Genomic DNA, 15,410 nt, shown 5'->3' with positions numbered 1-15,410 from the left:
AGATGGACGAGCAACAGCGCGCCGCCGAAGGCACCGCAAAACGCCGCAAGGTTCTCGGCAATGCCTGGGTCGACAAATCGGCCGCCGGCAAGAACGCATTCAATGCGGATTTTCTCGACCTGATCAGCCGCTACGCCTGGGGCGAGATTTGGACGCGGCCGCATTTCGATGACCGCACGCGCCGCGTATTGGTGATCGGCACCATGCTCGCGCTCGGCCAGTGGGACGAATTCCGCATGCATGTGCGCGCCGCCCTCACCGAAGGCGGCTTCACACCTGACGACATCAAGGAGATCCTGCTGCAGCAGGCGATCTATTGCGGCGTCCCGGCGGCCAATCACGCTACCAAGGAAGCCGGCGCGATCATCAAAGAGCTCGGGCTGGCCATTTAGGCGACCTTTTATTTAGGCAACCTTCTGTAAAAGCTCCGCGTCGTTGGCTGCCTTGCCCGGCTGCCCGGGATCAAGCTCCTGCGCCGCCGCGCGACGCAGCGGCGGCTCGATCGCCATCAACACAGCTGTGCCCAGCAGCAACAGCAATTCTGTGATGTGCAGCCGCATCGCGGCGATCTCGCCGACCTTCGATGCCATCATCATACTGGCGAACGAGATCACGCCACCGATACCAAGCGCCATCATCAACGCCTCGTCGCAGCCGCCCGTCTTGCGGATTTTCGGGCGTGTGATGAACACCAGGAATACCGTGAAGAAAGCCACCACCGTCAGCTTGCCGACGGCGAGCAGCCACGCATAGCGCACCGTGCCCATGCTGGAAAATTGCATGTAGTCGCTGAGAAACAGCGCCAGCGAAATATTGGGCCGCTCATAGAAGCCCTGGATCGGCGAGACCATGATGCGGAACGCGAAGATCGTCCAGGTCGGGATGAAATAGCAGGCGATCAGCGCGCCCGTGAACGTGCTGATCCGCCAAGTCTGAAACGTACCGGTCTGAAACGTGCCAGCCTGGAGAGTTCCACCCTGATGGGCTCCGGTCTGGTCTGCGCTGCTCTGATCCATCACGTCGTCCACCGCTCTGCCGGCGACTCGCAGGAGTCGCACGCCTGCGCCGACGTAACGCCCGTTCAATCAGACGGACAATGTAAACCAATTGGTAACCTTAATTCGAAAATTGCCGGGATAACGGCGGGGGAATACGATCAGGACTTGCCAAACGAAAAGCCCCGCCTTTCGGCGGGGCCTTCCACATGGGTCGCTGAGAACGACCCAAATCTCGATTGATGTCTGCCTGACGGCCTATCTCTGGCCCTGCCGGCCCGGGTCCTGCTCGTGGTCGGGCTTCATTCCACCGCCCTGCTGCTGACCGGGCTTCTGGCCCTGCTGCCCGGGGTTCTGGCTCTGCTGGCCTGGCTTCTGCTGACCGGGCTTTTGCTGGTTCTGATTGGACATTCTTCAATCTCCTGTGTTGAACCATTCAACGCCCGACAACGTGCAGCCCCGATCTTCGTTTCGGTTCCCGCGTGATGATTGCAAGGCCGTTGCGCGGCGCAACTGTGACACCGGAACAGCCGCAAATAAGGCGCGGATTTGTGTGCGCTGCGGCGCAAGCGAACGGACGCCAATCGCCGCGAAAAACAGCATGTACAGGCTACTTTAGCCGCACCAGCCCCTGTTGCCGCCTCCAATGGCCGCTGTTAGAAAACGATACAACGACGCAATGATCCGGCTGCCGGATCATGGTGGCGCCTCACTCGAATTCGGCAGCGCATGGATTATTTCGCCCAGCAACTGATCAACGGTCTCGTGCTCGGCTCCATCTATGGCCTGATCGCGATCGGCTACACGATGGTCTACGGCATCGTCGGCATGATCAATTTCGCCCATGGCGATATCTTCATGATCGGCGGCTTCATCGCGCTGATCACTTTTCTCATCCTGGTGTCGATCGGCCTTACCGCGGTGCCGGTGATCCTGCTGCTGGTGCTCCTGGTCTCGATGGCCATCACCTCGCTCTATGGCTGGACCATCGAGCGCATCGCCTACCGTCCCCTGCGCCATTCCTTCCGCCTAGCGCCGATGCTGTCAGCGATCGGCATGTCTTTTGTGCTGACCAATTTCTCGCAGGTCGCACAGGGCGCCCGCGTCAAGCCGGTGCCACCGATCATCACCGGCGGCTACACACTGCATGAAGGCGCCGACGGTTTCGCCGTACGCTTGTCCAACATCCAGATCATCGTCGTCATCACCACCATCGTGCTGCTGGCGCTGTTCACCTGGCTGGTCGCGCGCACGCGCCTCGGCCGCGACATGCGCGCCTGCGAGCAGGACCAGACCATGGCCTCGCTGCTCGGCGTCGATGTGGACCGCACCATCTCCATGACCTTCGTGATCGGCGCAGCCTTGGCTGCGGTCGCGGGCATGATGTACCTGCTCTATTACGGCCTCGTGGATTTCTTCATGGGCTTCGTCGCCGGCATCAAGGCCTTCACGGCCGCCGTGCTCGGCGGCATCGGCTCGCTACCTGGTGCCATGCTCGGCGGCTTGCTGATCGGCCTGATCGAGACATTGTGGGCCGCCTACTTCTCCACCGAATACAAAGATGTCGCCGCCTTTTCGATTCTGATCGTGGTGCTGATCTTCCTGCCGACCGGCCTGCTCGGCCGTCCCGAAGTCGAAAAAGTCTGACGGGATCCAAGTGGCAGCAAACGCATCACAAGCTAAGACTGCCCGCGGGCCGGACGCCGCATTCATCCTGAAGAAGGCCGTGATCTCCGCACTGGTCGCGCTGGTGCTGTTCTCGCTGATGATCGGCATCCGCACCGAGGCCGGCTCCGACGGACAACTGACCTGGTGGACCCGCTTCGGCGATCTCGCCGCCATGGTCGCCGTGGTGTTCGGCGGCAGTATCGTGATGGAGTTGCTGCGACACTGGTGGGGACCGGTGGACACCGTGCGTGTCGTGCCGCCATCGGCGGCCAAGGCATTCTCCTTCGCCGGCCGTGCACTGGTGCCGGCGCTGTTGATCTTCACCTTCCTCGTCCCGGTGATCTTCTACGACGAGCGCTACATCCTCGATCTCGGCATTCTCGTGCTGACTTACGTGATGCTCGGCTGGGGCCTCAATGTGGTTGTCGGCCTCGCCGGTCTTCTCGATCTCGGCTATGTCGCCTTCTATGCCGTCGGCGCCTATTCCTACGCGCTGCTGGCCACCAATTTCGGCCTGTCGTTCTGGATCTGCCTGCCACTCGCCGGTATCCTCGCGGCGTTCTTCGGTGTGCTGCTCGGCTTTCCAGTCCTGCGGCTGCGCGGCGACTACCTCGCCATCGTTACACTGGCCTTTGGCGAGATCATCCGCCTCGTCATCATCAACTGGCAGACTCTCACCGGTGGTCCCAACGGCATCTCCGGCATTCCGCGTCCAACCATGTTCGGCATTCCGCTGACGCCGGGCGATGGCGGCCTCGCTGACCGCCTTGGCATCGAGTTCTCGCCGACCCACCGCATCGTCTTCCTGTTCTATCTGATCCTCGCGCTCGCACTGCTCACCAACTGGGTCACCATCCGCCTGCGCCGCCTACCCATTGGCCGGGCCTGGGAGGCGCTGCGCGAAGACGAAGTCGCCTGCCGCGCGCTCGGCATCAATACGACGACGACCAAACTCACCGCCTTCGCCACCGGTGCGATGTTCGGCGGCTTTGCCGGCGCGTTCTTTGCGACCCGTCAGGGTTTCATCAGCCCGGAATCCTTCACTTTCCACGAGTCGGCACTGGTGCTGGCCATCGTCGTGCTCGGCGGCATGGGCTCACAACTCGGCGTGGCGCTCGCAGCCCTCGCGATGATCGGCGGCTTCGAACTGTTCAGAGGACTTGAGCAATTCCGCATGCTGGTATTCGGCGGCGCCATGGTGCTGCTGATGATCTGGCGCCCGCGCGGCCTGATCGGCCACCGCGCGCCCACCGTCTTTCTCGAACGCAACACGGTGATCTCGTCTGACCTCGTCAAAGAGGGGCACGGATGAATATCAACGACATTCTCAGCGTTGAAAATCTGACGATGCGCTTCGGTGGCATCGTCGCCGTCAACGATCTCTCCTTCACCGCCGAGCGTGGCAAGATCACAGCGCTGATCGGCCCCAACGGTGCCGGCAAGACCACCGTCTTCAATTGCATCACGGGCTTCTACAAGCCCACATCCGGCACCATCAAGCTGCGCCACAGCGACGGTGAATGGCGGCTGGAGCGGCTGAACGACTTCCGCATCTCGAAGATCGCCAAAGTCGCGCGCACCTTCCAGAATATCAGGCTGTTTCCCGGCATGACCGCACTGGAAAACCTGATGGTAGCGCAGCACAATACGCTGATGCGCGCTTCTGGCTTCACTCTTCTCGGCCTGTTCGGCGTGCCCAGCTATCGCGCCGCCGAGAAGGCTGCGATCGACCTCGCGCGCTACTGGCTCGATCAGATCGGCCTGCTGGAGCGCGCTGACGATGCCGCCGGCAACCTGCCTTATGGGGACCAGCGCCGCCTCGAAATCGCGCGTGCGATGTGTACCGAACCCGCACTGCTCTGCCTCGACGAACCCGCCGCCGGCCTCAATGCGCGGGAGAGCGCCGCGCTCAACGAGCTATTGCTCAAGATCCGCGCCGAACATGGCACATCGATCCTGCTCATCGAGCATGACATGTCCGTCGTGATGCAGATCTCCGACCATATCAACGTGCTCGATTACGGCGTGAAGATCGCCGACGGCACGCCTCAGCAAATTCGCGATAATCCCAAAGTCATCGCCGCCTATCTCGGCGCGGATGAAGAGGAAGCCATTGCAGTGATGGAGGGCGAGACGTGAGCGCTGCCCCCATGCTCGCCATCGCCGGCCTGCACGCATCCTATGGCAAGATCGAAGCGCTGAAAGGTGTCGATCTCGATATCAAGCACGGCGAGATCGTCGCACTGATCGGTGCCAACGGCGCCGGCAAGTCGACACTGATGATGACGATCTTCGGCAAGCCGCGGGCGCGCTCGGGCGTGATCACCTATGACGGGACGGACATCACCGACCTACCGACCCACGAGATCGCGCGCATGCGCATCGCGCAATCACCCGAAGGCCGCCGGATTTTCCCGCGTATGAGCGTGGCGGAAAATCTGCAGATGGGCGCCGACGTCAATGAGAGCAGTCCTGCCGAACGCGCTGAAAGCCTCGACAAGGTGTTGGCGCTGTTTCCGCGGCTCAAGGAGCGCATGACCCAGCGCGGCGGCACGCTGTCCGGCGGCGAGCAGCAGATGCTGGCCATCGGCCGCGCACTGATGAGCCGCCCGCGCCTGCTGCTGCTCGACGAGCCATCGCTGGGTCTGGCACCGCTGATCGCCAAGCAGATTTTCGATGCGATCCGCGTGCTCAACAAGCAGGACGGCCTGACCGTGCTGATCGTCGAACAGAACGCCAATCACGCGCTGCGTCTGGCCCATCGCGGCTATGTCATGGTCAACGGGTTGATCACCCTGTCGGGCACCGGCAGCGAATTACTGAAAGCCCCGGAGATCCGCTCGGCCTATCTCGAGGGCGGCCGGCACGGCTGACGGATCGATATCCTTCATCAAATGACGCGCAGCGCGATGCAAACAATCGACACTATTCTGAAGGTAGAATGATGCGCCAATCGCGATTCCGTCACGGCGTCGCGTTTGTCTGCATTCGAACGGAACACGGGGACTTCCTATGAAATTCATCAAACTCATCGGCCTGACGGCGGGTGCTTCGATTGCGCTGGCGTCCGTTGCACTGGCACAGGATATTCCTGTCGCCGTCGCATCATCGATGACCGGCAGCGAATCTGCCTTCGGCCGCCAGTTCAAGAATGGCGCCGAACTCGCCGTCGCCGATATCAACGCCGCCGGCGGCCTGCTGAACAAGAAGCTGGCGCTGCAGGTCGGCGATGACGCCTGCGATCCCAAGCAGGCGCGCTCGATCGCCGAGAAATTCGCCAGCGCGCGCATTCCGTTCGTCGCCGGTCACTATTGTTCGTCGTCGTCGATCCCGGCATCCGAAGCCTATGCCGACGGCAATGTGCTGCAGATCTCGCCGGGCTCGACCAATCCGCTGTTCACCGAACGCAAGCTCGCCAATGTGCTACGCGTCTGCGGCCGCGACGACCAGCAGGGTTTTGTCGCCGGCGAGTACATTGCCAAGAACTACAAGGGCAAGAATATCGCGATCCTGAACGACAAGACGACCTATGGAAAAGGCCTCGCCGACGAGACCAGGAAGGCGCTGAACAAAGCCGGCGTCACCGAGAAGATGTTCGAGAGCTACAACAAGGGTGACAAGGATTTTAATGCTATCGTCTCGCGCCTGAAGCGCGACAATATCGATCTGGTTTACGTGGGCGGCTATCACCAGGAAGCCGGCCTCATCGTGCGCCAGATGCGCGACCAGGGCCTCAAGACGGTGCTGATGGCGGGCGACGCTATCAACGACAAGGAGTTCGCCTCAATCACCGGCCCGGCTGCTGAAGGCACGCTGTTCACCTTCGGCCCCGACCCGCGCAACAAGCCGACCGCCAAGGCGATCGTCGACCGCTTCAAGGCCAAGAACATCGATCCCGAGGGCTACACGCTCTACACCTATGCGGCGTTCCAGGTCTGGTCGCAGGCCGTCGCCAAGGCCGGCACCACAGACACCAGGAAGGTGATGGACACGATCAAGGCCGGCGAATGGGACACTGTACTCGGCAAGCTGGCCTTCGACGCCAAGGGCGACATCAAGGCCATCGACTATGTCGTCTACAAGTGGGATGCCAAGGGCGACTACGCCGAACTGAAGCAGTAACCCTTGTAGAGCCGCACTTCTCCGCGCGTAGGAGAGGTGCGGCTCGCCTCACGTCATGATGTCGATGCCTGAGCCAATGTGAGGCGACTGCCACACCAGGGCGGCTTCGGCATCTTTTTTGATCCGCCGGAGCGGGCTCGCACGGCGAAAGCTATTGCGACGACCTGCCGCAGCCGGACTCACAGGCGGGCTGTTTGCGGCCGAAAATTGCCGATGACTCGGCATCAAAATAAGTTGAGAATGATCCTATCGTTCGGGCGGCCGGATTGCGTTTGTGGCCGAAAACTCTTTGCGAGGATCATCCCCATGAAACCATTGAATGTAATCGGCCTGGCCTTTGCCGCGTCGCTGCTCTCAACCGCAGCTTTTGCACAGGACATCAACGTCGCGGTCGCTGGCCCGATGACGGGCGGCGAATCGGCCTTCGGCCGCCAGATGAAGAACGGCGCCGATCAGGCTGTGGCTGATCTCAATGCCGCTGGCGGCGTGCTCGGCAAGAAGCTGGCGCTGCAGGTCGGCGATGATGCCTGCGATCCCAAACAGGCGCGCTCGATCGCCGAGAAGTTCGCAAGCTCCAAGGTGCCGTTCGTCGCCGGCCATTTCTGCTCGTCGTCGTCGATCCCGGCGTCCGAAGCCTATGCCGACGGCAACGTGCTGCAGATCACGCCGGCTTCGACTAATCCGCTGTTCACCGAACGCAAGCTCGCCAATGTGCTGCGCGTCTGCGGCCGTGACGACCAGCAGGGCCTCGTTGCCGCCGACTACATTGCCAAGAACTTCAAGGGCAAGAACGTCGCGATCCTCAACGACAAGACCACTTACGGCAAGGGTCTCGCCGACGAGACCAAGAAGGCACTCAACAAGGCCGGCTTCACCGAAAAGATGTTCGAGAGCTACAACAAGGGCGACAAGGACTTCAACTCGATCGTGTCGCGTCTGAAGCGCGACAATATCGATCTGGTTTATGTCGGCGGCTATCATCAGGAAGCCGGTCTGATCCTGCGCCAGATGCGCGACCAGGGCCTCAAGACCATATTGATGGCCGGCGACGCCATGAACGACAAGGAATTCGCCTCCATCACCGGCCCCGCGGCAGAAGGCACGCTGTTCACCTTCGGCCCCGATCCGCGCAACAAGCCGACCGCGAAGGCGATCGTCGAGAAGTTCAAGGCCAAGAATATCGATCCCGAAGGCTACACGCTCTACACCTATGCAGCGTTCCAGGTCTGGTCGCAGGCCGTTGCCAAGGCCGGCTCCACCGACACCAAGAAGGTGATGGACGTGATCAAGGCCGGCGAATGGGACACCGTGCTCGGCAAGATGGCGTTTGACGCCAAGGGCGACATCAAGGCGATCGACTATGTCGTCTATAAGTGGGACGCCAAGGGCAACTACACCCAGATCGACGCGAAGGGAACCTGAGTCGGCGCCGCGAGCGCTTCCCTTAACCTCTTCCCGCTCTTTGCGGGGAGAGGTCGGGCGGCGAAGCTGACCGGGTGAGGGGCATGGTATGCACCTGCCCCATCTCGGACTATCGGATCGAATATTGTCCGGGCGGGTTGCTAACTTTGTTGATCTGCCGACCCGATAGATATCGGTTATGTCATCTCCAGCGTGAGACCCCTCACCCGGCGCTGCGCGCCGACCTCTCCCCGCAAGTGCGGGGCGAGGTTAAGAGGGAGCCCCTCACCCGAAATTCTGCAGCGCGGGAAACGTCTCAAGCAGCCAGATGCTGGCATTCGACACGGCGCCGGTGAGAAACGCGATACCGGTGATCACCATCAACACGCCCATGGCGCGCTCGACATGGACGAGATGCTTCTTCATGCGCGCGAACATGCTGGAGAATTGCTCGACCATGAAGGCCGCGATCAGGAACGGGATGCCGAGGCCGAGGGAATAGACCGCGAGCAGCCCTGCGCCCTTGGTCACCGTTGCTTCCGCCGCCGCCACCGACAGGATCGCCGCAAGGATAGGTCCGATGCACGGCGTCCAGCCAAACGCAAAAGCCAGACCCATCACATAGGCGCCCCACAGGCCAACCGGCCTGGGCATGCTCAGGCGTCCCTCGCGCATCAGCAGCCCGATGCGCGTCAGGCCGAGGAAATGCAGGCCCATCAGGATGATCAGGATGCCGGCAACGATTGACAGCTCCGCCGCATAGGAGCGGACCACGCTGCCGACAAGGCTGGCGCTGGCGCCGAGCGCCACGAACACCGTGGAGAAGCCCAGCACGAACACGGCCGCCGAGATCATCACCGCGCGCCTGGAGGTCGCTTCCTGCTCGTCATTGGCGACGTGCTCGATGGTCGCGCCCGTGAGATAGATGAGATAGGGCGGCACCAGCGGCAGCACGCAGGGCGACAGGAATGAGACAATGCCGGCAATCAATGCGGCGGGGATCGTGACATCGGAGATCATGCGGCTAGATGCACTGCTGACATGACGGGATGCAAGCGGGATGGATCAAATGCCCGCCACTTCCGGCTGTTGTGATCACGCGTGATCGGTTGACCGGGCAGCCTTGCTGCGGTCTGGTCGGGCCAAGAAGGAACCGCCATGAAGAACCTGCTCACCGATATCGCCGGCGTACGCGTCGGCCACGCGGACGACGCCCAACTGGCCTCCGGCGTCACCGCCATCCTGTTCGACAGGCCAGCCGTGGCCTCCGTGGACATCCGCGGCGGCGGACCGGGCACGCGCGAAAGCGCCCTGCTCGATCCTGTGAACACCGTGGACGCCATCCACGGCCTCGCGCTGGCCGGCGGCTCTGCTTTCGGGCTCGAAGCCGGCGGCGGCGTGCAGGCCTGGCTCGCCGAACAGGGCCGCGGCTACCAGATCGGCAATGCCGTCATCCCCATCGTGCCGGGCGCGATCCTGTTCGACCTGCTCAATGGCGGCGACAAGGCCTGGGGCCGCTTTCCGCCCTATCGCGATCTCGGCTATGCCGCCGCGGCAGCCGCCAGCGATGACTTCAAGCTCGGCAGCGTCGGCGCGGGGCTGGGCGCCACGACGGTCAACTACAAAGGCGGCCTCGGCTCGGCCTCCGCCGTCACGCCATCGGGCGTGCACGTCGCCGCACTCGCTGCAGTCAATGCAGTCGGGAGTGTCACAATCGGTGATGGCCCGCACTTCTGGGCAGCCCCATTCGAAGTCGGCAATGAGTTCGGCGGACACGGCATGCCGAACAAGTTGAAGCCCGAGATGCTGGCGATGCGTATCAAGGGCGGACCGGCGGCAACCTCGATCGAGAACACGACACTCGCCGTCGTTGTTACCGATGCGATCCTGACCAAGGCGCAGGCACGGCGTCTCGCCATGATGGCGCAGACCGGATTCGCGCGCGCGATCTATCCGGTGCATGCGCCGCTCGATGGCGACATCGTGTTTGCGGCCGCGACGGGCGAGAAGCCGATCGATCCGCTGGTAGGTTTGACGGAGCTCGGCATGGTCGCGGGTAATGTGATCGCCCGCGCCATCGCGCGCGGCGTGTATGAAGCGACAGCACTGCCGTTTCCGGGCGCGCTTCCGGCGTTTCGCGACCGGAACTAGGTCATCGCTGCGCAACCAATCGCTCCGGTAATCGTTTCTACCCAAGAGACATTCGGAGGATTGCGATGCCGTCGACTGCGATTCGACATGTCACTTATGATCCGGTGAGCCGCGAACTACGCATCACCTTCACCAGCGGCCGCCGGTATGCTTATGCGCAGGTGCCGCCGGAAGTTCACGCGGCCTTCGGCAGCGCCGCGTCACGCGGCGCGTTCTTCAATCACCGTATTCGTGATCGCTTCGCCTATCGCGAACTGCCGCGTTCGGGATCAGAGCGCAGATCAGGCGCTGATCGCCAACGTCGACTTCGCATTTGAGATCTGCTGCGCCTGACGCGCGATCATCTTCTCGATCGCGTTATAGGACGAGCTTGCGGTTGATGACGTGGACGACGTGGGGACGGCCGTGGTCGAACTCACCGTCGATCCGTCCGCATATGCGATAGACGTCGTGGTGCTGCCATCAGCATTTACCGTGGTCGTTGTGGTCGAACCAGCAGTGTCAGAGCCACCACCAGATCCACCGCCCATACCGCCGCCGCCGGCGTGATGTGCCTTGCCGCCATTCAGCGCCGGGCTCAGTTCATCGATATTGACCGAGCCGTCACCGTTCTTGTCGAGTTCGGCGAATACCTTGTCGGCATTGGCCGTGTTGGTGCCGCCGGCGCCGAGCTTCTTCTCGAACTCCGCCTTGCTGATGCCGCCGCTGCCGTCGCTGTCGAGCATCCCCATCAGTTTTTTCAGCGAGTCGGCTCGTTTCGCCTCAGAGGCCGCCGTCGCGGGCTGGCTCTGGGCATCGAGCAGCGTGCTCATGGTGCCCGGGGCCAGCTTGTAGGAACTGTTCGTGCTGCTGGTGGCGGAGGTTGCCGTCGATGACGTGGCGCTCGCCGCCGTCGACGTGCTGGCGACATCGAACGGGCTGGCGGTCTTCTGGGTGACACCGGTCGTGGTGGTCGCGGCCTTCGACTTCGACCTGGTGAGTGCCTGCAGCGCATCGATCGCGGTAGTGGCAGCAGCAAGGGCTGGCAGCATCGTCAAATTCCTGATCATGCCGCAGCGTGCGGCGTGAATTCCCTGGGGAGTACGGAGCAAGCCCCATGCCAGCGAAAAAAGTTCGATAAAACAACGGCCTTGGTCGCACGGGCCGCGCGCGTTTCCCGGCAAATCGTGCCCTTGCGGCAGAATGTGCCGGGACTATCCTGCTGCAGCGCGTCGATGGCGCGGCCGTGGCTGCCGCGTTGCCCGTCCCCCGGCCCCATGTTACGCGAGGCGGTCCATTCGCCGCCGCCCAAAAACGTTCAGGAAACCCGATGTCCCAGAGCTTCACGCCCCGCCCGCTGGTGATCGCCCCGTCCATCCTGGCGGCTGATTTCGCGAGGCTTGGCGAAGAGGTCCGCGCCGTGGATACCGCCGGCGCCGACTGGATGCATCTCGACGTCATGGACGGCCATTTCGTGCCGAACATTTCCTACGGCCCCGACGTCATCAAGGCGATGCGCCCGCACACGACAAAGATCTTCGACGCGCATCTGATGATCGCGCCATGCGATCCCTATCTCGAAGCCTTCGCCAAGGCCGGCTGCGATCACATCACCGTCCACGCCGAGGCGGGCCCGCATCTGCATCGCTCGCTGCAGGCGATCCGCAATCTCGGCAAGAAGGCCGGCGTCTCGCTCAATCCCGGCACGCCAATCTCCGCCATCGAATATGTGATCGATCTCGTCGATCTCGTGCTGGTGATGTCGGTCAATCCCGGCTTCGGCGGCCAGGCCTTCATTCCGTCCGCGCTCGGCAAGATCTCGGACCTGCGCGCGATGACCGCGGGCCGTCCGATCGATATCGAAGTCGATGGCGGCGTGTCCGCTGCAGTCGCCGGACAACTCGCCGCAGCAGGTGCCAATGCCTTCGTTGCCGGCTCGGCCGTATTCAAGGGCGGCACGGTGGAAAGCTACAAGGCGAATATCGACGGCATCCGCGCGGCGGCCGCGAATGCCCGCGGCGAGATGGTGTAGCTCTCTCCGGATTCACATATCAAACAGCCACACTTCCGCAGTCTCGCGGCGCTTGCGCGTCCGAGGTGTGAGCAGTCCCCCTCAAACGATGAGGGGTGGCAGCGCGCCGTGAGGCGCAAGGGGTGGTTTCTGTCGCGATCCGCTCCGCCGGAACGCCGGCAAGCTGCAACCGCGCAACGCCTCACGGCGCGCCACACCGCAGACAAGTTTACGCAGTCTGCGACTGCTACGGGCGATTTCTGTCCCCGGGACCGTTCTTCCGGGCAAAGGCGCAGAGCTCCGCACTCCGCTGATCCCGACGGTTTCCCGCCGTTCACCAATGCCACGTCCAGCCAGCATGAGTGGCAGACCCCCGTAGTGGGGCCGGACGGTGGCCCAAGGCCTCCCGAGTGCGTGAGGGAACGTCTCCCTCCCGCCCGCAGGCGCCGCAATCCAAATCCCACCTCAAAACGCCTCTAGAAGCGCCCCTCGCGGACCGGACAATATGGATAATAATCCTTAGGGGAATATTGTCAACACCTGCGAAGACCAATATGCGCATGAACTTCGCGGCGCGTGGTGCGACCAACCGGGATGACACAGCATTCAATCGCCGGCTTTCGCCGCTTCCTGCTCGCTCCCCTGCTCTTGCTCGCCTTGCTCGGCACGGCGCAGGCCGGCGACGCTGCCGCGCGCAAAGTGATCGGCTTCTCGCCGGACGGCACGCATTTCGCCTTCGAGCAGTATACGCAGCTCTATGATGCGACCGAGATCGTCGCCGAGATCCAGGTGATCGACACCCGCACCGACGACTTTGCGAAGGGTACGCCCTTCTCCCTTCGCACCAAGGACGATGACGAGCGCGAAGTGGATGCCGTGCGCGCCGAGCTGATGGCTAGGGCCAAGCCGCTGCTGGGCAGGCTTGGTATTACCGAGCCCGGCACGCGCTTCGCCGGCAAGCCGTCGATGGATCTCGACGAGATCGGAATCTATCAGATGGACCCGAAGCCGCTCGCCACCACGCAGGCCATCACTTTGCCCGACGGCCGCAAGCTGGTGCTGACGCTCTCCGATCAGGCGCTCGGCAAGGCGTCATGCTACGGCGCCGGCGGCCGCGGCACCTATGGCAGCGTCATCGTCACCGGCATGACACTGCAACTGAGCATCGATGGCACCGCGCCCATCACGCTGCAGCAGGACAAGCAACTGCCGAAACGCCGGCGCTGCGTGACGGCCTACGGAATTGCCGATGTCTATCATCACCACGCCAAAGACGGCACGCAGACGCTGGCAGTCCTGATCGAGACCGTGGACGCGCACGAATTCCACGCCGGTCCGAACCGGCGGTTCATGGCGGTGACGGCGAAGTTGCCGCTGAAATAGCATTCCTGCTTTGGGATCGCATTGTTTCAGATGCTACGCGAGCATTGCTATCTTGGCGATCGCGCCGACGGCCAGACGCCCCACTCAACAACTGACATCGTGTCTATGGATTCCGGGCCCGCGCAAGAGCGCCCCGGAATGACGGATGAAAGGTCGGCACTTGTATTCTGACTGAGAGAAACAACTTTCCGGAATGACTCGGTCCCGGACAGAACGACCAGGATGGTTCCCGACGCTGCGGATCGCGCAAAGAATGCCGCGGACCGATCAAGGCACCAGTCGGAGCCGCGGCGGCACTACGCTTGCTGACAGTCCAAGTTTCTCGATTTGCTCATCGCGCCAGGTGTCGAGCAGTGGTTGCAATGCTGCGGGGTCGTTTTCCAGCAGATCCAAAACCTGCGTAATCACCGACCGATACCTGTCCTGTCTTTGCGGCTTGTAGTCGGCGAGATCCCGTTCCATGCCGCGAAAGATGTCGGTCGCTTGCTGCAAGTTGCCGAGCAAATAATGCGTCAACCCGAAATCGAGACGAACGGGCATCATGCGGTTGCTCGCCATCCAGGAGATGTAACCAAGAAACTCTCGGGGGCCGTGAAGATTCCTTAGGGGTTCGATATGCGGGTTGATTTTATCGAGCACGATTGACGCAGACTCAGCGTAGGCTTTTCTGTCGACAAGAAATAACCCGGCGTGTTCGCCAGAAATCGTATTACTATAATTGAGCGAGAAATATTCTCCCGGGCGATACAATGGCATAACCACCCGGAAGAGCTTCATCTGATTCTTATGCGGCGTGGTGTCGAGAAAAAAGCCGCGAGCGACGTAGACGCTCGGCTTGATAATCAGATAATTCCCGCACACAACCGTCCCCGTTGCGCGGGGCTGGATCAACTCGAAAATTTTCCGCGATCTGCTCATGCTTTAGCCGTGATCCACGAAAAAAGTTCAATTCAATAACCGGTGTATTTGGCAACGCCCCTGTATGCGCTCTCAGTTCATCGGCCCTTGATGCGCCCAGTACCGCGCCTCCGGTCTTTAAGTCGTAGATCGCGATCACGTCACCGCCTACATCCCTCAAAGCTACGTCGGTTCGTATACTGCCGGCAATGCCATATTCGACGACCTCCTTGAAAAGGAAGCTTTGTTCAACTCCGTCCCCGCCAATCCCGGGATAGTCGGCGGCCCTGACCCTTGTGGCAAACGCGACATGCACCGCAATCCCGTATGCTTGCGGCGTTTGATCGGGGATAAATTCTAGTCCATCCATAACTCGGATTAAATCGGCCGATAGCTTCTCGGTTGTTTCGTCGATAGTCGGGATTCCCGTTCGTGCGGTATCCTGCGTAATCGTGGCCGCTATATTTTGAAGGAAGTCTTCAGTCGTATTACTGCCATTTCCGCCGAGCAATTCCTCGAACCGCGGAACGCTTGCCAGATCTGCGAATGTTGCAGATACCTGATTTTCGCCCGTCTCGTCGACTGACGCACCTCCACTACCATCGGTCCACATGCCAAGGGCGTCCCGCGGCTGACCGGCGTCGAATCCAGCTTTCCGATTGATCAACCTTCGAAACTTCAATTCCAATTTGAGCCCGCACAATTCGTACCTCAGGCGGGCTAGGGTTCCATCGATCTCGTCCAGTTCCTGCATTATTCCCATCGCAACCTCCACCCTTCTTTCCTATGACTATAATCATACA

General features: G+C 61.7%; 17 protein-coding genes. 11 read left to right on the top strand and 6 right to left on the bottom strand.

Going from position 1 to position 15,410, the window contains the following annotated elements:
- Positions 1–2: 2 nt before the first annotated feature.
- On the top strand, positions 3–392 hold the full coding sequence (locus AB7951_RS08080; protein WP_120292724.1) for a carboxymuconolactone decarboxylase family protein: 390 nt from the start codon (positions 3–5) through the stop codon (positions 390–392).
- 12 nt (positions 393–404) lie between these two features.
- On the opposite strand, the gene AB7951_RS08075 is transcribed toward AB7951_RS08080, so the two are convergent.
- Both AB7951_RS08075 and AB7951_RS08070 read right to left on the bottom strand, forming a co-directional pair.
- The gene (locus AB7951_RS08075) at positions 405–1,016 is read right to left on the bottom strand and encodes a hypothetical protein (RefSeq protein ID WP_199712130.1); all 612 of its coding nucleotides are present in this window, start codon (positions 1,014–1,016) and stop codon (positions 405–407) included.
- Positions 1,017–1,253: 237 nt separating this feature from the next.
- On the bottom strand, positions 1,254–1,406 hold the full coding sequence (locus AB7951_RS08070; protein ID WP_170849538.1) for a hypothetical protein: 153 nt from the start codon (positions 1,404–1,406) through the stop codon (positions 1,254–1,256).
- Between the two features lie 318 nt (positions 1,407–1,724).
- Here AB7951_RS08070 and AB7951_RS08065 point away from each other — a divergent pair, with 318 nt between their 5' ends.
- The 6 genes from AB7951_RS08065 to AB7951_RS08040 all read left to right on the top strand — a co-directional run bounded on the left by AB7951_RS08065 (position 1,725) and on the right by AB7951_RS08040 (position 8,207).
- Positions 1,725–2,642 carry an ABC transporter permease subunit gene (locus AB7951_RS08065; RefSeq protein WP_089264995.1) on the top strand — a complete coding sequence of 306 codons (918 nt, stop codon included), beginning with the start codon at positions 1,725–1,727 and terminating at the stop codon, positions 2,640–2,642.
- 10 nt (positions 2,643–2,652) lie between these two features.
- Positions 2,653–3,975, top strand: coding sequence for a high-affinity branched-chain amino acid ABC transporter permease LivM (livM, locus tag AB7951_RS08060; RefSeq protein ID WP_120292726.1), 1,323 nt, complete (start codon positions 2,653–2,655; stop codon positions 3,973–3,975).
- Positions 3,972–4,802 (top strand): ABC transporter ATP-binding protein, encoded by an 831-nt coding sequence (locus AB7951_RS08055; protein ID WP_089264997.1) that lies wholly within the window; start codon positions 3,972–3,974, stop codon positions 4,800–4,802. Before livM ends, AB7951_RS08055 begins: the two co-directional genes overlap by 4 nt.
- An 11-nt stretch (positions 4,803–4,813) precedes the next feature.
- Entirely contained in the window at positions 4,814–5,536 is a 723-nt protein-coding gene (locus tag AB7951_RS08050; protein ID WP_120292728.1) for an ABC transporter ATP-binding protein, read from the top strand.
- Between the two features lie 139 nt (positions 5,537–5,675).
- Entirely contained in the window at positions 5,676–6,785 is a 1,110-nt protein-coding gene (locus AB7951_RS08045; RefSeq protein ID WP_120292730.1) for a branched-chain amino acid ABC transporter substrate-binding protein, read from the top strand.
- A gap of 306 nt (positions 6,786–7,091) precedes the next feature.
- Positions 7,092–8,207 carry a branched-chain amino acid ABC transporter substrate-binding protein gene (locus AB7951_RS08040; protein ID WP_089265000.1) on the top strand — a complete coding sequence of 372 codons (1,116 nt, stop codon included), beginning with the start codon at positions 7,092–7,094 and terminating at the stop codon, positions 8,205–8,207.
- A gap of 264 nt (positions 8,208–8,471) precedes the next feature.
- Here AB7951_RS08040 and AB7951_RS08035 read toward each other — a convergent pair whose 3' ends face one another.
- Positions 8,472–9,206, bottom strand: coding sequence for a cytochrome c biogenesis protein CcdA (locus AB7951_RS08035; protein WP_120292732.1), 735 nt, complete (start codon positions 9,204–9,206; stop codon positions 8,472–8,474).
- Between the two features lie 138 nt (positions 9,207–9,344).
- Between AB7951_RS08035 and AB7951_RS08030 the strand changes: the two genes are divergently transcribed.
- Positions 9,345–10,337 (top strand): P1 family peptidase, encoded by a 993-nt coding sequence (locus AB7951_RS08030; RefSeq protein ID WP_120292734.1) that lies wholly within the window; start codon positions 9,345–9,347, stop codon positions 10,335–10,337.
- A 65-nt stretch (positions 10,338–10,402) separates the two neighbouring features.
- Positions 10,403–10,654, top strand: coding sequence for a KTSC domain-containing protein (locus tag AB7951_RS08025; RefSeq protein ID WP_120292736.1), 252 nt, complete (start codon positions 10,403–10,405; stop codon positions 10,652–10,654).
- Here the strand turns inward: AB7951_RS08025 and AB7951_RS08020 are convergent.
- Entirely contained in the window at positions 10,619–11,368 is a 750-nt protein-coding gene (locus tag AB7951_RS08020; protein WP_120292890.1) for an EF-hand domain-containing protein, read from the bottom strand. The genes AB7951_RS08025 and AB7951_RS08020 overlap by 36 nt on opposite strands.
- Before the next feature lie 278 nt (positions 11,369–11,646).
- Between AB7951_RS08020 and rpe the strand changes: the two genes are divergently transcribed.
- Positions 11,647–12,348, top strand: a complete 702-nt coding sequence (rpe, locus tag AB7951_RS08015; protein ID WP_093756461.1) for a ribulose-phosphate 3-epimerase — start codon at positions 11,647–11,649, stop codon at positions 12,346–12,348.
- Between the two features lie 573 nt (positions 12,349–12,921).
- Positions 12,922–13,710, top strand: a complete 789-nt coding sequence (locus tag AB7951_RS08010) for a DUF2259 domain-containing protein (RefSeq protein ID WP_120292738.1) — start codon at positions 12,922–12,924, stop codon at positions 13,708–13,710.
- 267 nt (positions 13,711–13,977) lie between these two features.
- Here AB7951_RS08010 and AB7951_RS08005 read toward each other — a convergent pair whose 3' ends face one another.
- Both AB7951_RS08005 and AB7951_RS08000 read right to left on the bottom strand, forming a co-directional pair.
- A complete protein-coding gene (locus AB7951_RS08005) occupies positions 13,978–14,487 on the bottom strand; it encodes a hypothetical protein (RefSeq protein ID WP_120292740.1) in 510 nt (169 codons plus the stop codon).
- A gap of 7 nt (positions 14,488–14,494) precedes the next feature.
- Positions 14,495–15,361, bottom strand: a complete 867-nt coding sequence (locus AB7951_RS08000; protein ID WP_158596866.1) for a hypothetical protein — start codon at positions 15,359–15,361, stop codon at positions 14,495–14,497.
- Positions 15,362–15,410 lie beyond the last annotated feature (49 nt).

It is taken from the genome of Tardiphaga sp. 285_C5_N1_2 (assembly GCF_052076065.1).
GTDB classification, from domain to species: domain Bacteria; phylum Pseudomonadota; class Alphaproteobacteria; order Rhizobiales; family Xanthobacteraceae; genus Tardiphaga; species Tardiphaga robiniae.
Note: the sequence above shows the minus strand (reverse complement) of the source record. Positions and strands in the feature narration are given on the sequence as shown.

Excerpts from the sequence above, each read along its gene's own strand:
- AB7951_RS08080 (WP_120292724.1), top strand. The coding sequence starts at position 3 with ATGGACGAGCAACAGCGCGCCGCCGAAGGCACCGCAAAACGCCGCAAG.
- AB7951_RS08075 (WP_199712130.1), bottom strand. The coding sequence starts at position 1,016 with ATGGATCAGAGCAGCGCAGACCAGACCGGAGCCCATCAGGGTGGAACT.
- AB7951_RS08070 (WP_170849538.1), bottom strand. The coding sequence starts at position 1,406 with ATGTCCAATCAGAACCAGCAAAAGCCCGGTCAGCAGAAGCCAGGCCAG.
- AB7951_RS08065 (WP_089264995.1), top strand. The coding sequence starts at position 1,725 with ATGGATTATTTCGCCCAGCAACTGATCAACGGTCTCGTGCTCGGCTCC.
- AB7951_RS08055 (WP_089264997.1), top strand. The coding sequence starts at position 3,972 with ATGAATATCAACGACATTCTCAGCGTTGAAAATCTGACGATGCGCTTC.
- AB7951_RS08050 (WP_120292728.1), top strand. The coding sequence starts at position 4,814 with ATGCTCGCCATCGCCGGCCTGCACGCATCCTATGGCAAGATCGAAGCG.
- AB7951_RS08045 (WP_120292730.1), top strand. The coding sequence starts at position 5,676 with ATGAAATTCATCAAACTCATCGGCCTGACGGCGGGTGCTTCGATTGCG.
- AB7951_RS08040 (WP_089265000.1), top strand. The coding sequence starts at position 7,092 with ATGAAACCATTGAATGTAATCGGCCTGGCCTTTGCCGCGTCGCTGCTC.
- AB7951_RS08035 (WP_120292732.1), bottom strand. The coding sequence starts at position 9,206 with ATGATCTCCGATGTCACGATCCCCGCCGCATTGATTGCCGGCATTGTC.
- AB7951_RS08030 (WP_120292734.1), top strand. The coding sequence starts at position 9,345 with ATGAAGAACCTGCTCACCGATATCGCCGGCGTACGCGTCGGCCACGCG.
- AB7951_RS08025 (WP_120292736.1), top strand. The coding sequence starts at position 10,403 with ATGCCGTCGACTGCGATTCGACATGTCACTTATGATCCGGTGAGCCGC.
- AB7951_RS08020 (WP_120292890.1), bottom strand. The coding sequence starts at position 11,368 with ATGCTGCCAGCCCTTGCTGCTGCCACTACCGCGATCGATGCGCTGCAG.
- rpe (WP_093756461.1), top strand. The coding sequence starts at position 11,647 with ATGTCCCAGAGCTTCACGCCCCGCCCGCTGGTGATCGCCCCGTCCATC.
- AB7951_RS08010 (WP_120292738.1), top strand. The coding sequence starts at position 12,922 with ATGACACAGCATTCAATCGCCGGCTTTCGCCGCTTCCTGCTCGCTCCC.
- AB7951_RS08005 (WP_120292740.1), bottom strand. The coding sequence starts at position 14,487 with ATGAAGCTCTTCCGGGTGGTTATGCCATTGTATCGCCCGGGAGAATAT.
- AB7951_RS08000 (WP_158596866.1), bottom strand. The coding sequence starts at position 15,361 with ATGCAGGAACTGGACGAGATCGATGGAACCCTAGCCCGCCTGAGGTAC.